Below are 13695 nucleotides of genomic sequence, written 5' to 3' on the forward strand. Positions count from 1 at the left end.
AGAAGACATTTTACCTTTTTTTAATCTATTTCAATTATAGTAAGCATTGAAAGCGAGGTCACTAATGAAAAAAAGATACTTTGTCTACCTATCATTCTTAGCAATCATCGGTATGATTCTTTATGCCTTCTTTATAGAGCCAAAAAGAATTGTCACACATAACTACACTATAGGAAATAACGAAGGACAAAAACCAGTCAAAGTCGTTCAAATTTCAGACATTCATATCCAAGAAAAATACCCCGTAGCTCAATTAGAAAAAATCGTGACAAAAGTAAATAATGAAAAACCAGATATCATTTTGTTTACAGGTGATTTATTTGATAACTATGCTGAATACGGACCTGATGAAGAAGTAACTGCTGCTTTAAGCCGTTTAACTGCCCCTTTAGGAAAATATGCGGTATGGGGCAATCATGATTATGGCGGAGCTGCTATTCGTGTTTATCCAGAAATACTAGCCGCTGCTGATTTTCAACTGTTGGAAAACTCTGGTACCAATGTTTCGCTGCCTAACGGAAAATCTATTTACATAGCAGGCTTAGATGATTCTTTACTGGGAAATTCTTCTGTTACTGATTCACTAGCTGAGCGCCAAAGCGACTACACAATTTTACTAAGCCATGAACCTGACAAAGCTGATGAAGCAGTTGATCAAAATGTTCAACTAATCTTGTCTGGTCATAGTCATGGTGGTCAAGTCAAACTCCCATTTTTTACAATTAAAAATACTATGGCTGAAAAATATTCTGAAGGCTTCTATAATTTGGCTAATGATACAACGTTATACGTCAATACAGGATTAGGTACAACAAAAATCCCTGTACGTTTTAGGGTTCCTCCGGAAATTGCTGTTTTTGATATTTATGTTTAGATTTATACTATAAACGACTACCCCAAAAATATAAATTTTTGGGGTAGTCGTTTCCTGTTAATTTATCAATTTATCCAAGTTCTTTGACTCGTCCGCCTATTTTATCAGCGAATTTTTCTGCATAATTTTTATTCGGAAAGATTAGAACACGTTTTTTATCCCTTGTACGTTGTCCGTCTTTACCAATATATCCATGTAATACTTTTACAGCGTACATCACCATCTCTCCTTTCCTTTTAAGCTAATCTGTCAGTGTTTGCAAATTAGCGATGAATTAACTATACCGAAAAAAGCTTAACTGAAACATAAAAATGTTCGAATAAATTGTGAACTCTTATTAAGAAAAAATAAAAGAGCAGAGATTCTTGTTTCTCGTCCCCACTCCTTTATCGTAATGATTTTGTATCTACTCGCTTTGCTAAATCTTCAATACAATGCTTACTTTTTTTAAACAATAATGTCTTTCGTTTTTTTATCCATATGTATTCTAGCTGTCCAAGTTTCAAAAGTAACCATCACAGGCTCTTTATGATTTAGTTCTTTTTGGTAAACTGATAATTTGGGCTCGATTATTTCTAAAGATTCAATCGGTTCAACCTTAAATTTCCCCTTCAAAAGCAAGCTCTCATTTTCAATTTCCTCGTAACAACAGATAGATCCATTAGGATTACATTGAATATTTTTAACTGTTTCACCATTTCCATCCAAATAAAACTGCAATTTTAATAATCCTTCTCTCCATAAAGGTTCAGAAACTGCGATGACCGTCGGAAAATCACGTTTATCAATTGTTGAAATCAAAAAGACCTTGCTTGAATTTAATAATCTAACAATACGATCATGTATTTCCATTGTAGAAAGCCCCCATAATCAAGATTACATTAATTATAACAATTTTTTATATTTTTTAAAAATTTATACTATTTTCATTTAAATCCAATCTAAATAGCAAAAGAAAAGATCTGGAAACCTATTGTTAGATTTCCAGATCTCGTCTTAAATTATCTAGTCTTTTACAGAAACATCCTCTCTTAACCAATTGCTTTGGCGACTCTTACTTAAAATCACTCTGCAAATCGGACCTACTAACAACAGTTGCAACGGCAATGCCATAATAAGATTTTTGATAAACCCATCAATGTAATAATTCAAAAAATTTCCCGTAAAACCAAATTGAATAATAACTCCGTACATTGACATGAAAAAGACCATTCCTAAAACCATACAGCTAGAAACAGCAATAATCATTTGGATTTTTTTCTCTTTATTCACAGGTAAGGAAAAAGCGATTTTTTTTGCAGTTGTCGCAACAACTAATGTATCAAGTAAAAAAGCAACTACGAATCCAGGCACCAGACCTCCGAATAGATTGCTTAATGAAAATTGTCCATGTAATAAGAGATTATAAGCACTCATAGAAAACACCATAGAAAAACAGACAATTGTTGTGAAAAATAGACCTTCTTTTTTATTTTGCGGCATAAGACACTCTCCTTTAATTTTTGTAGCAGAGTTTATGCTATCATAAAAAAAAATTTCTCGTAAGTTAAATTTTTCAAATTAGTTTCTAATGAGATAAGTTTGAGCAAAATAATTACTAACTACTCCTACTTGGTTCATAATTTACTTTTCAAGGTAAACTTAGTTGCTATTCAGAAATTACTTTTAACATATGAACAAAATTTAACTTGCTCACTTTTTACAAATCTGGATTTAAGACCGCATTCAAGCATCGATTCATCTGAAAAAAATCTCCATCCTTTGATAGCCAATGGATAGAGTCGATCAGTTCAATTATTATTGAGAGACTGAGTATAAATTTAAAGAAATCTACACGACAGCCCCATCCCCGCACCTGTCCGTTACCTCCACATGGCACTTCCTAGGTTACAACTAAAATAACAGGATTCGAACCTGTGACAATACGATTAACAGTCAGCTCAAACATCGAGATAGGCAACTCCTCGGCTAATTTGACTAAAATTTGCTCTTTGGTTATTTGTTGTTGGGTTGATAGTGATGATTTGAGTTGTCGCTCCCTTTGTATTTGCTTTAAATCCTTTAGCTTAACTGCACATAACTTCTCACTAGTTAAATTATTTACGGTTACAGGTGATTTATCAGCCTTCTTTAACAATAATCGCCAACAGTTACTCTCTAACATTACGAATCACGAATTCCCTATTTAACAGCACAATTATTGCGTTTTATATCCAATTTTTCTACAATTCCCGCAGTATAATTTTTCTTCCAGATTATGTGCAATTGTCTCTTGTTTTAATTTCTTTTTCTTTTATTCTCCTTTGGGATACTTGTGATATAATTATCTAGGGAGGGAAGTATTATGAAAAAAATAGCTTTTACTTTATTACTATCTTCATTATTATTGCTTACTGCTTGTAATTCAAAAAATGAAAAATCTGTTTCAAACAGTAGCTCAAGCTCTAATACAACCACATCATCTATACTAAAAACATCTGAGTCTACACTTTCTACATCAACTTCAGAAACTCAGATACCTTTAAGCTCTGTTTCATCCGAGGAACAGATTGTTGGATTATCTGAAGAGTCACAAAGTAGTACAACGATTCCTGAAATGTCACAGGAACAAGCTCTGCAACGAATATTAGAAACGTATCCTGAAACAAACAATGAAGATACTAGCTTAATCTTTTGGCAAATGATTGATACCGACTTTTTGTTCAAAGCTTATAGTAAAAGTATTTCTAGTCAAGGCGGATCAGGTACCTTAGGTTTTTTCCGCGTATCGCCTCAAGGTGATGTATATACAACCGATGCAAATGGAAACCTATTTTAGATAGCCTTTCAGGCTATCTTTTTTTATTCCGCCCCGCTCTAAACTTTGGTTTATTCATTCAGTTCAATCTTTTTAACTATTTTTAGTGCATCTTCAACTGATCGCACTAAGCCGTATAGGGCGAGCTGTAATTTTAGAAATTCGCCGAACCAGATTTGTTCCTCTTGAAGTTTTCCTTTTTCGTTCTTAACGTCAACGAAAAATATTTTTTCTATCTACAGCACGCCATCCGAACAAATCCGGCCATCCTTTTGGTAGTCCTGCATCAAAACATCCATCATTTTTACTTTACCGACATTTCCTCAATAAACGAAACAGCGATTTGTGCTAATCATCTTGCTTTTCGAATCGCTTCAGGCGGTATTCCCCCTCTAGGTAACTTTCGACTAACCAATTTAAAATACCTAGTAATTCTAAACGCAATTTACTAGATAGATTTTTATCAACGTTTGCAAATTTTTAGCTGTTCAAGGTCAGTCGAAAATTAAATAAAATAAAAAAACTCTAATCCCTATTTGACAAGGATTAGAGCAATTTTTTTAATTATTATTGAGCTACTGCTGGGTAAACAGACACTTGTTTTTTGTCACGGCCTTTACGTTCGAAACGTACTACACCGTCTACTTTAGCAAATAAAGTGTCGTCGCCGCCAATACCTACGTTAGCACCTGGGTAAATTTTAGTTCCGCGTTGACGGTATAAAATTGATCCACCAGTTACAGTTTGTCCATCAGCACTTTTAGCGCCTAAGCGTTTAGATTCTGAATCACGTCCGTTGGAAGTAGAACCTCCACCTTTTTTGTGGGCGAATAATTGTAAATTCATGTTTAATAACATAGTCTGCACCTCCTATTTTTCGTTTATGGTTTTGACTTGAATAAATTCAAGATTTTCTTGCTCGACTGCTTGTAGACCTAATAAAAGGTTTTCCAAGAGAATTTGGGCAATGTTGGTTTGTTCCTGATTGGCATTAGAAATCACTTCAACATAAAGGTAACCACCTTCATCTTCGTTGGTTTCGACAATCGGTTCAAAACCAGCTAGCGCATCGATACCATTGACTGCGCTAATCGTTAAAGTAGACACCGCTGCACAAACGATATCACTGCCATATGGACCTGCTTCAGCATGCCCTGAGACTTCAAAAGAAACGATTTGACCTGCGCCATTTCGTTTAAAAGAACTTTTAATCATTGATAGGCCTTCTTTCCTATGCAACTTAAAAGAATTATGCGTTGATTGCGTTGATTACAACTTTTGTATATGGTTGACGGTGACCTTGTTTGCGGTGAGTGTGTTTTTTAGGTTTGTATTTGAAAGTCACGACTTTCTTTTGTTTGCCGTGTTTTTCTACAGTTCCTTCAACAGTTGCACCTTTAACAGTTGGAGCTCCTACTTTCGTAGATTCGCCACCCACTAAGATAACTTCGTCAAAAACAACTTTTTCGCCAGCTTCTACGTCTAATTTTTCAACGTAAATTGCTTGACCTACCTCAACTTTTACTTGTTTACCACCAGTTTTGATAATTGCGTACATGCTATACAGCACCTCCTTCTTCTAGACTTAGACTCGCCATCCCAAGTGATAACATGACGTCATGCTTAAAAACTTGTTCTGTGCGGTTGTAGCTGTGGAGTCCACAATTACAACATTAATATCATACCAAAAGAAGGTTTAATAGTCAATAAAAACTTAGCTTTCAAGACGTATAAACGACTTTTGGAAAAAACTTTGTTGTTATTTCTAATTTATGATTGACTTTGTTTTCTATGTTCATTATAATAAATTCTGTTGCGTTAACATTTTGCGCCAATAGCTCAGCTGGATAGAGCACTCGCCTTCTAAGCGAGCGGTCGGGAGTTCGAATCTCTCTTGGCGTATTATTTTAAACGTTTATATGAAAAATACCAACCCTTGGACTTTTCCAGTGGTTGGTATTTTTGTTTTCTTTCTAAGAAAGTTCAACTTTCTCTGTGTAAATGTGTACAACTGATGATAAATTCCCTTTTCCTCATGTAAATCTTCATGGCTGCCTCGTTCAATAATTCAGCCATGATTCATTACCATGATGGCATCTGAATTTTGGATAGTCGATAAACGATGGGGAATAACAAACACCGTTTTTCCTATCATTAAACATTCCATGCCTTCTTGAACATGTTTTTCTGTTCATGTATCAATAGCTGTATCGTATTTATCGAGTAATGGGAAATAATTGATAATACTTTTTTAATAACATTCATATTTCGTAACTACTTCCCAAGTATTTAAATCGTTTATTTCATTTGTAATTAGTTAAAAATAGGAACAAAAAATGAGACTCTAACTCCTGTCCAATCACCTGTTGCGTTAAATGAAGTACCTCCATCTCGGCCTAAACTAAATAATCCGACTACTCCATTATCTAGACAACTTAAAGGGATTTCAAACATAAACGGAATTGTATTACCATGTTTTATAAAAGAATAAGCTGTTTTGGCGCTCCCTTTTCCAGTGCCTTTCCACTTGACAATTCCTTTACTTTGCATAAAGTTCAAACCATTTATCGTTACTATTCGCCACATCGGTTTATAATTAACTGAATCATCGTATTTTTGAAAATCTGCTCCTAGATTCCAATCTTTCCATTCCCCTACTTGAATTGGCTGCAAATTGATATCTTTCCCCTTGATTTGAAGCCCGTCTTTAAAATTCTTAACTCCAGCAATCGTTTCATTTCCGGTTTTCTTCACCACTGCTTCATCAAAATTATCAATAGCACTTGTATGCGTCTTTGGATAAAGTAAATTTCCTTTTTCTTCTAATTGTACAATATCTGCCATTATACTGATCCCACCTTACTAAAAGTTATTGTTGGTAATGTATCTAATTTTTTCTTATCTAACGCACTCATTAGTCCGTTAGCTGTTTGTGTTGCTGCAGTAGTCGTTGTTGCATTTGTTCCCGCTGGTCCTTGGGGTCCTGTAGCTCCAGTTGTACCTTGTGGGCCTGCTGGTCCTACATCCCCTTTTTCACCTTTGATCGTTGTAAATCCTTCCACAGCGTTTACATGTGTTTTTGGATAAACAACAACGCCATCACTCTTTAATTCAACGATATCTGTCATACTGTTCCCACCTTATCTATTGTTATTCCTGTTCCTTGTACTCCTAAATCTTTCGCTGTTAATGTAATATCTCCCGTTTTTCCATTGATTGATGTCACACCTGTTCCTACTGTTCCGGTTTTATCTAAACCAAGGATTGCACTGACATGTGTTTCAGGGAAAACTTGACGCTGAACACCAGATTTATCGGTTTCCATTACTTTTTTAATCTCTACTTCATTTGCCATTAAACTGAACCTACCTTTCTTAGGAAGAAAGTATTTTGTTTTTCATTATCGATTTCAGCTACGACTAAAGCCGAAGCTTCTTTTTTATGAGTAACCGTTCCTAATTTTGTCACGCCATGATTCAAACTAAATTTATCATCTCGGATTGTTCTTAGGATACCAAGTTCTCCACTTTTTAATGTAAAATGCGCTTGTTTCAATTCTTCAATTAAGTTCAAAAGATTGCCTGCAGCATTTCCATCTAAGATTTCTTTGATAGTAGCAAACCATTTGTCAAACTCTTCTCTTTGAGTTTCTGTCCACTGATCATATTTCTGCTGACTAGTTGTGATCCACTCTTGAAACTCCCCAATAACCCGCTGTAGTTCTTCTTGTGCCTCTATATACCAGTCATCATAAACCTCTTGACATGTTTTCACCCATTCAGTGAAATAGCGTAGGATTTCTTCAAAAGTCCAAATATAGTTGCTGTCTTTGATCCCGTCATCATAGATACTTTCTTTGACTTGATAAATAAAATCTCTTGTTGAAAATTGTTGCCTCCAATTTAGATCCTTTTGAAGTTCTCTAAAACTGAAATAAGCGGTATTTTCTCCGATATTTTGCATATCGTAATTCGTTAATGTGTATTGAAATTTCCCTTTTTTTGCATCAATGATTTTATTGACTTTTTGCTCAGACAAACCGAGTCCAGCATGATGTCCTTGTTTAACGCAGAAAAATGGGGTTAAATTTGAAATGTCTTTTGGTTTTCCATTTTCTGTTATGGTCACATCCAAGACTTGTGTTCCTTCGTCGAATTGACGAATCATAATTGAAGGGATATTGTCATTTGGTTGTGTAGTTGATAAAAAAATTGGATAGATAATTGACATTTTCTCACTCCTTTCTATTGAATTAATTATTTGGGCGGTATAATAATTGAGCTTATCTCGCTTGATCCAACCCATGGACGTTCGTATCTTTCGATAATTTGACCTTTTCCGATATTTTGCTCATACGTTTGGAATCCACCAGCAGTTAATCCTCTGATGATGCCTGTATGTCCATAAGTATAGTCAACATTGAATCCGCCAATATTTCCACCACGTTTCCAATTGATTATGGCTCCTGTCAGCAAGTCTTTATACTCAGGTTGATAGATAACTTTCCAACCAACTGCTGACCAATCATACGAGCTACCAATATCAGCCGCAGCTTCAGTATTTCCGATCACATGACTTAAAGGATAACTCGTTTGGGCACCCAAACCACAACCGCCTAGAAAACCTGAATATTCTGCCGGTACAGCATAACATTGACCATTTCCCCAATAGCGACCAACTAATGATTCTAAATGATTCAATCCTGCTTTGCCTGTTCCAGTTGACGCTTTTAAATCTTTAAATTTGTTATACCATTCTCGTGCATAGCCTTGTCTTTCTGGGTGTGCATTTTTAGGGCGTTCAAAATTCATTTCAAAAGCATAAGCAGCCGTTGCTGGATCTGTAATGGCCTTAAAAACACTAACACTAGTTGGGTTAACTACACCGATCCACTGTCCATTGTACATACACCAATCAATTAGTTTTGCTTGCGCTAATGTTGATTTGTAATCATTTGTAATACCCGCTGCTCCAATCAAACGTTTAACGTATTCACGACCATCCCAAGTCGGACTACCAATTAGCGGATAGCTTGAACCATCCCATTGTACTAAACCATATGCTGGTCCACCGATTTGGTCTGTATCAGGATTCATCGTGCTGCCTGTTTCTTGTTGAACGTTCCCTAAAATACCCGCTGCTGCTGCTTGGCTATAACCATTGGAAGTTAGAAAACTCCACAAATCCCAAGCAAATTTATCTGTTTGAGTTGTCACCTCAGGTGGATATCCACCACCAGTACCTCCGTTACCACCACTGCCATTCCCATTACCGGTGATTTCTTTGCCATTTAGGAATAATTTCCCTTTAATGTTTAGATTACCAGTGATGTTTAAGTCACCATTAATTTCTCCTTGTCCATGTAATCGCCATATTTTCTTATTGGCGTTTGATTCTTTAGGAATTTCAAACACTGCACTTGGTGCTCTTTCTTCTTTAGAAACCGCTGAACCAATTGAAAACTGATATCCCGGAATTTGACAAATGGCAACGCCAACTGGTTCTTTGGTTTTCCCATCTACTACTGCACCAATCCAGCCTTCTTCTTCATTCTTTTTTTGATTTCTAAAAGCAATCGTTCCATTGGACTGTAACTTGATTTGAAAATTATTATCTTTCTTTGTTTGAACTGTAACGCCCTCTAAGGTACCAGCTTGAATGAAATCAGCGTTAAATTTCCCATCAATCGTCCAAGCTGTTTTAGGTTTGTTTGTAAATTTGTCTTTAACAAATCCAATCCCATCAGAGTTCATTATTAAAAAATGTTTACTATTCTCTAACGAGTTTCCATTCATAAAGACTTGTTGATACGGTTCACGACTATTGGATTTTCCTGTTTCAATCCCGTTCATCAGCTTTATAGAACCGCCTTTGGCTCCACGAATAATGTCATCTTGCCATTTAGAAATTTCTTCAGAATCGTAAAAAGTCATCTTTTTTTCTTCTAAAGACTCTACATTTCCTTTTAGATCCGATGCGGCTTTTGAAATACTTTTTGTAATATTATCCCCTAGACCTGCTTCGACTTTTCCTGTAAGACGATCGATTTTAACTTTGAAAATTCGTGTTTTATAATGATAGTTACGGTCATGTCTATGAATAGTCACTGTATTTCCAATAGTGTCTCCACCTAAAATCTCCGTTTTAAATTGAGTCAGCGGGCGAGAATATTCTACAAGGGAATCATAGGTATGTTTTAGTAATGTTTCCGGATTCTCATCTTCATCAAATACAATTACTTTCTCTCGTTTTCTCATACCGCCATTTTTCAATGGAATACCATATTGTTTCGTCATTTCAGGAAATTCTAGCCAGTTTTGTCCTTTGGGTTTATTCAATGGTTTACCATTTGTTTTTTTCCATTCTACATTTGTAAATTCGATCCGTTTTCCTTTTCCATCCCCAACATCTTCTCCACGACCACGGCCGATTAAACTTGTATACACTTGGTTACGGTCTTGTTCTTTTACAATACTTAACGCTTTCTCACCATAAGTGAAACGCTGCTTGCTCTGTTCACCGATTTCATGATAAACTTCCAACCATTTTTCTGTAATACCAATCCCATCGATTTTATATTTAAATAGAATTTCGCATCCCTGTGTTTGGATATTTTTTAATGCATCCCTTACAGAAAGAAAACTGAAATCCTCTGTGATTAAAGGTAAATTAGCGTCGATTTTTCCTAAACGCCATTCTGTTTCTGCTAATAATTTTTGCAATGTATTTTTTATTGATTCATTCTTCACTTGTACATTTTTAACCACATAAGAATCTAGCTCGTCTGGTGCAAAACTAATGCCTGTAAAGGATAAGAGGTTCTCTGACTCACTGTCTAAAATAATTCTATAAAGACTATATGAAGATGACTCTTCTTTTACAGCCATGTATGCGGCGGTTTTCAACTCTTCGTCGTAAATTGTTGATACGCTTAAAGTATCGTTCATTAATTCAGCTTTATTCGAAGTGATTTCTTTTTCTTGAATCACTTCTATTAATTCATTTTCCTTAACGATCCGAATTAAGTGCTGACGTTCATCAAAGAAATAAACACTTTTGCTCACAACTGCACCTCCCGATAAGAAATAATCATCTGTCCATTGGTACAATGGATTGTTTGTCCTTCTTTGATCGTAAAATTCTCAAAATCACTTTCTAAATCAAGTAAAAAAGTCTGGTCAATATCGTTTACATAGACCTTCCCTTTTAAAAAATCAAAAATAATTCGATCGCCAGTATTTAAATTGTAGCTAGTGATTTTAATCGTTTTTTCGCCATTTGCTATCATCAAAGGACCGAATTTTTCAATAATTACTTCAATTTTTTCAGGTGTTGTCTGATAAGGTAAATACGTTGTGATCTCTCCATCTGTTTTTAATAAAACCGAATACTTTTTCGGATCAGTACAAAGAATTTCAAAACTTGAAATGATACTATTCGTATCTCCCCGTACTTCGTCAGTTGTTGTATATTGTCCATAATAATGATAATCTAACTCATCTTTAAAGCGAATTTCGACATCCGATTCTTTATAAAGTAAACACATCAACTGATGGTATTTTTTCTGAACATCTTTTGCGTCTTTTCCAATCAATTGATAGGTCACTTTGATTGTTCGAGATGGTAATTTTTGATTTAATTTGATACTTCCCACTTGAGTCTCTTGGGTTTCTATATCAAGAGATAGCATTTCTCTGCCTGTTATCGCTAATGTACGATAACCGTCGATCATTTTTTCTAGATAAACACCGTCATACATCATGGCTGAGGAAGGAAGGATCAAATCATCTTTGTGGACTTTTTTTGTTGTGTCTTCAAAATAATACATTTTTTCCCTCCTTCTAAAATGCTAAGTTAATTGCAGAATCTTGTCCCATTGCTTCTGAAATATCTGAAACAAAGGCTTTGAATTGTTGATTGCCGAGTTTGATGTTGAATGTTGCGGGTTGTTTTTCTACTTGTAGGGTTTGTGTGCTGCTCGATTGAGTCGAAAGTTTTTGAACACTATCCACCTGCTGATCAAGACTGTCTAAACTTGGTAAGAAGACTTTAGAAGCTAAATCATCCATTGGTTTGTCTACAATATGCGCATTTCTTTCGATACCAATCGCTAAACCAGCTGGAAGCATTGCACCAATTTCATCTCGCATCCAGCGGGATGGTGAATGAATTTTGAAAAGACCTTTGAAGGCATCACCAATACTTTTACCAATGTTCATGACTGCGTCTAATGCTGCTTTAGCCATGCCTTTGATACCATCAATCAACCCTTTAATCATGTTTTCTCCAGCTTTATATAATTCTACAGGAGCTTTTATTAACGCTCCTAATATTACACCAATAATTTGTGCCCCAGCGATTACAATTTTAGGTAAATTTGTTATGATCCCTTTAACAATTTCAAATATTAATAAAGCCGCTGCACCTAAAATTTGTGGTAAATTCGCAAGTAATCCTTCACAAAGTTTTCCTACAATCTCTACAGCTGCATCTAATAATTTCGGTAAATTTTCAGAGAGTGTTTTAACTAACGTCGTAATGGCTTGTAACGCTACTGGCACTAAAGCTGGTAATACTGAAGCAACTCCTTCTGCCAATTTAGTTAAAATCTCAATCCCTTTATCGATAATCATTGGTAAGTTATTCGTAATGTTTGTAGTAAATGCTTCAATTATATTGGTGACTGTGTCAATTATTTGATCTTTATTTGCTAAAATACCATCTACTAGTGCAAGTAATAAATCTAAACCAGTATTCAACAATTGAGGTGCAGCTTCTAATAAACTAATCGCCAAAGATTCAATAATCATTAGAGCAGAGCTAATTAATGTTGGTAAATTTTCAATCACACCTTGAACCAACGTATTGATTAAATCAACTGCACTTTGCATAATCACAGGCAAATTCACAGCAATTGCTTCTGCAAACCCTGCTATTAATTGTGTACCAGATGTCATTAAATCTGGTAATTTTGAAATTATTCCATTCACAAAACCAGTAATGATTTCTGGTCCTTTTTCTATAGCTGTAGTAACCATCCCTTGTAGCTCATTGCCAAATTGACTATTTGCTAATCCAAGCCCTGCTAAAGCAAGCCCGATTATTGCTGCAGGCGCTAAAGCTTTTATAGCTATCCCCATGATAGAAGTCAGTCCCTGAACCATTCCTCCTAATGCCTTTGTTCCCACATTAAATGATGATCCCAATTTTTCGCCTACACCACTACCGACTTTTACAATTGTCCCTAAAGCCGTTTCTGAATTTTGAGCTGCATCTAAAACTTTATTCCCAAATGTTTCAACAATCGGAACTTTATCCATAAAAGCTAGTCCAAAAACGTTCATTTTATCTTTAGCATCCGAAACAAAAGTCCCGTATTTTTCTTTTGTACCAGCAATTTTTTCAACAAATCCTTGCATGCCGTCCTCAAGTTTTTTGAATGAAGAGTCATCAACTTCCAATTTCCCTGCCATCACTTGTTTTGCTAAAGAATATTTTTCTTTGACATCACTGATTGTTTTACCTAGCTGACCATTTTTAGATATAAGTCCCGAATAGGTTGTGCTGACACCTATAATCATTTCTTTTAAATCATTTAAACCACTTACATCAGCTATATCTTGAAATGCCTTAAAGCCATTAGAAAGTGAATCAAATTCTTTGCCAAACACAGATGCTTCTTTCAATCTCTCTGTAATTCTTTCTAAGTTTGTAGATAATTCATTCGTAGCTTCAGACGCATTATTCATCGTGCTTTGGATAGGAATAATTTCTTTCTGTGCATTGGCTAACGTTGCATATTGAGAGATAATTTGACTCAATGATGCACTTAAAACAGTTACAGAATCAGCAATTAAAATAAAAGAAGCTGACCCAATAGACATTTGTGATATACTTTCTGTAAGCATATCCGCTGATACTTTAACTTTATCTATTAAGTTTAAAACATTCGATAACGATTTATTAAATTCTTTATCGACAGCTGTTAAAACTGCTATCACATCAATCTTTTTCTCCATTTCCT

The 13695-nt window shown here is 35.2% G+C and carries 15 protein-coding genes, 1 tRNA gene, 1 pseudogene and 1 other annotated feature; of the genes and pseudogenes, 3 read left to right on the top strand and 14 right to left on the bottom strand.

Features of this window, described 5'->3' with window-relative positions; genetic code table 11:
* The first annotated feature begins 64 nt into the window (after positions 1 to 64).
* Positions 65 to 874, top strand: a complete 810-nt coding sequence (locus tag AC4BB2_RS10705) for a metallophosphoesterase (protein ID WP_490472922.1) — start codon at positions 65 to 67, stop codon at positions 872 to 874.
* A 70-nt stretch (positions 875 to 944) separates the two neighbouring features.
* Here AC4BB2_RS10705 and AC4BB2_RS10710 read toward each other — a convergent pair whose 3' ends face one another.
* From AC4BB2_RS10710 to AC4BB2_RS10720, 3 genes are all read right to left on the bottom strand, one after another.
* Positions 945 to 1091, bottom strand: a complete 147-nt coding sequence (locus AC4BB2_RS10710; protein ID WP_490472923.1) for a hypothetical protein — start codon at positions 1089 to 1091, stop codon at positions 945 to 947.
* A gap of 230 nt (positions 1092 to 1321) precedes the next feature.
* Entirely contained in the window at positions 1322 to 1726 is a 405-nt protein-coding gene (locus tag AC4BB2_RS10715) for a pyridoxamine 5'-phosphate oxidase family protein (protein WP_490472924.1), read from the bottom strand.
* Positions 1727 to 1879: 153 nt separating this feature from the next.
* Complete coding sequence (locus AC4BB2_RS10720; protein WP_490472925.1) at positions 1880 to 2356, bottom strand: DUF2798 domain-containing protein; 477 nt, start codon at positions 2354 to 2356, stop codon at positions 1880 to 1882.
* Between the two features lie 862 nt (positions 2357 to 3218).
* On the opposite strand from AC4BB2_RS10720, the gene AC4BB2_RS10725 reads away from it, so the two are divergent.
* Positions 3219 to 3692, top strand: a complete 474-nt coding sequence (locus tag AC4BB2_RS10725; RefSeq protein ID WP_490472926.1) for a hypothetical protein — start codon at positions 3219 to 3221, stop codon at positions 3690 to 3692.
* Positions 3693 to 4238: 546 nt separating this feature from the next.
* Here AC4BB2_RS10725 and rpmA read toward each other — a convergent pair.
* From rpmA to rplU, 3 genes are read right to left on the bottom strand one after another with little or no spacing between them, the layout of a single operon-like run.
* Positions 4239 to 4529 carry a 50S ribosomal protein L27 gene (gene rpmA / locus AC4BB2_RS10730; protein WP_069634418.1) on the bottom strand — a complete coding sequence of 97 codons (291 nt, stop codon included), beginning with the start codon at positions 4527 to 4529 and terminating at the stop codon, positions 4239 to 4241.
* 12 nt (positions 4530 to 4541) lie between these two features.
* On the bottom strand, positions 4542 to 4886 hold the full coding sequence (locus AC4BB2_RS10735; protein ID WP_490472927.1) for a ribosomal-processing cysteine protease Prp: 345 nt from the start codon (positions 4884 to 4886) through the stop codon (positions 4542 to 4544).
* Between the two features lie 34 nt (positions 4887 to 4920).
* Entirely contained in the window at positions 4921 to 5229 is a 309-nt protein-coding gene (gene rplU / locus AC4BB2_RS10740) for a 50S ribosomal protein L21 (protein WP_069634416.1), read from the bottom strand.
* A gap of 19 nt (positions 5230 to 5248) precedes the next feature.
* Positions 5249 to 5327 (bottom strand) — a sequence feature (ribosomal protein L21 leader region).
* A gap of 172 nt (positions 5328 to 5499) precedes the next feature.
* On the opposite strand from rplU, the gene AC4BB2_RS10745 reads away from it, so the two are divergent.
* A tRNA-Arg gene (locus AC4BB2_RS10745) sits at positions 5500 to 5573 on the top strand.
* Between the two features lie 100 nt (positions 5574 to 5673).
* Here the strand turns inward: AC4BB2_RS10745 and AC4BB2_RS10750 are convergent.
* The 8 genes and pseudogenes from AC4BB2_RS10750 to AC4BB2_RS10785 all read right to left on the bottom strand — a co-directional run.
* Positions 5674 to 5877 (bottom strand): annotated as a pseudogene (locus tag AC4BB2_RS10750) (ABC transporter ATP-binding protein); the annotation flags it as partial.
* Between the two features lie 107 nt (positions 5878 to 5984).
* Positions 5985 to 6515: a hypothetical protein gene (locus AC4BB2_RS10755; RefSeq protein WP_490472928.1), complete on the bottom strand. Its 531-nt coding sequence runs from the start codon at positions 6513 to 6515 to the stop codon at positions 5985 to 5987.
* On the bottom strand, positions 6515 to 6799 hold the full coding sequence (locus AC4BB2_RS10760) for a collagen-like protein (RefSeq protein WP_490472929.1): 285 nt from the start codon (positions 6797 to 6799) through the stop codon (positions 6515 to 6517). Before AC4BB2_RS10760 ends, AC4BB2_RS10755 begins: the two co-directional genes overlap by 1 nt.
* Complete coding sequence (locus AC4BB2_RS10765) at positions 6796 to 7026, bottom strand: hypothetical protein (RefSeq protein WP_490472930.1); 231 nt, start codon at positions 7024 to 7026, stop codon at positions 6796 to 6798. Before AC4BB2_RS10765 ends, AC4BB2_RS10760 begins: the two co-directional genes overlap by 4 nt.
* Positions 7026 to 7901: a phage baseplate upper protein gene (locus AC4BB2_RS10770; RefSeq protein ID WP_490472931.1), complete on the bottom strand. Its 876-nt coding sequence runs from the start codon at positions 7899 to 7901 to the stop codon at positions 7026 to 7028. Before AC4BB2_RS10770 ends, AC4BB2_RS10765 begins: the two co-directional genes overlap by 1 nt.
* A 26-nt stretch (positions 7902 to 7927) precedes the next feature.
* Positions 7928 to 10735: a phage tail spike protein gene (locus AC4BB2_RS10775; RefSeq protein ID WP_490472932.1), complete on the bottom strand. Its 2808-nt coding sequence runs from the start codon at positions 10733 to 10735 to the stop codon at positions 7928 to 7930.
* The gene (locus tag AC4BB2_RS10780; protein ID WP_490472933.1) at positions 10732 to 11499 is read right to left on the bottom strand and encodes a distal tail protein Dit; all 768 of its coding nucleotides are present in this window, start codon (positions 11497 to 11499) and stop codon (positions 10732 to 10734) included. Before AC4BB2_RS10780 ends, AC4BB2_RS10775 begins: the two co-directional genes overlap by 4 nt.
* Before the next feature lie 13 nt (positions 11500 to 11512).
* Positions 11513 to 13690 (bottom strand): phage tail protein, encoded by a 2178-nt coding sequence (locus AC4BB2_RS10785; RefSeq protein ID WP_490472934.1) that lies wholly within the window; start codon positions 13688 to 13690, stop codon positions 11513 to 11515.
* Between the last annotated feature and the right edge of the window lie 5 nt (positions 13691 to 13695).

This window comes from Enterococcus sp. AAFC-DPL-5146 (assembly GCF_058216635.1).

What these genes read in the sequence shown, in the direction of transcription:
- AC4BB2_RS10705 (WP_490472922.1), top strand. Translation starts at nt 65, where the DNA reads ATGAAAAAAAGATACTTTGTCTACCTATCATTCTTAGCAATCATCGGT.
- AC4BB2_RS10710 (WP_490472923.1), bottom strand. Translation starts at nt 1,091, where the DNA reads ATGTACGCTGTAAAAGTATTACATGGATATATTGGTAAAGACGGACAA.
- AC4BB2_RS10715 (WP_490472924.1), bottom strand. Translation starts at nt 1,726, where the DNA reads ATGGAAATACATGATCGTATTGTTAGATTATTAAATTCAAGCAAGGTC.
- AC4BB2_RS10720 (WP_490472925.1), bottom strand. Translation starts at nt 2,356, where the DNA reads ATGCCGCAAAATAAAAAAGAAGGTCTATTTTTCACAACAATTGTCTGT.
- AC4BB2_RS10725 (WP_490472926.1), top strand. Translation starts at nt 3,219, where the DNA reads ATGAAAAAAATAGCTTTTACTTTATTACTATCTTCATTATTATTGCTT.
- rpmA (WP_069634418.1), bottom strand. Translation starts at nt 4,529, where the DNA reads ATGTTATTAAACATGAATTTACAATTATTCGCCCACAAAAAAGGTGGA.
- AC4BB2_RS10735 (WP_490472927.1), bottom strand. Translation starts at nt 4,886, where the DNA reads ATGATTAAAAGTTCTTTTAAACGAAATGGCGCAGGTCAAATCGTTTCT.
- rplU (WP_069634416.1), bottom strand. Translation starts at nt 5,229, where the DNA reads ATGTACGCAATTATCAAAACTGGTGGTAAACAAGTAAAAGTTGAGGTA.
- AC4BB2_RS10755 (WP_490472928.1), bottom strand. Translation starts at nt 6,515, where the DNA reads ATGGCAGATATTGTACAATTAGAAGAAAAAGGAAATTTACTTTATCCA.
- AC4BB2_RS10760 (WP_490472929.1), bottom strand. Translation starts at nt 6,799, where the DNA reads ATGACAGATATCGTTGAATTAAAGAGTGATGGCGTTGTTGTTTATCCA.
- AC4BB2_RS10765 (WP_490472930.1), bottom strand. Translation starts at nt 7,026, where the DNA reads ATGGCAAATGAAGTAGAGATTAAAAAAGTAATGGAAACCGATAAATCT.
- AC4BB2_RS10770 (WP_490472931.1), bottom strand. Translation starts at nt 7,901, where the DNA reads ATGTCAATTATCTATCCAATTTTTTTATCAACTACACAACCAAATGAC.
- AC4BB2_RS10780 (WP_490472933.1), bottom strand. Translation starts at nt 11,499, where the DNA reads ATGTATTATTTTGAAGACACAACAAAAAAAGTCCACAAAGATGATTTG.
- AC4BB2_RS10785 (WP_490472934.1), bottom strand. Translation starts at nt 13,690, where the DNA reads ATGGAGAAAAAGATTGATGTGATAGCAGTTTTAACAGCTGTCGATAAA.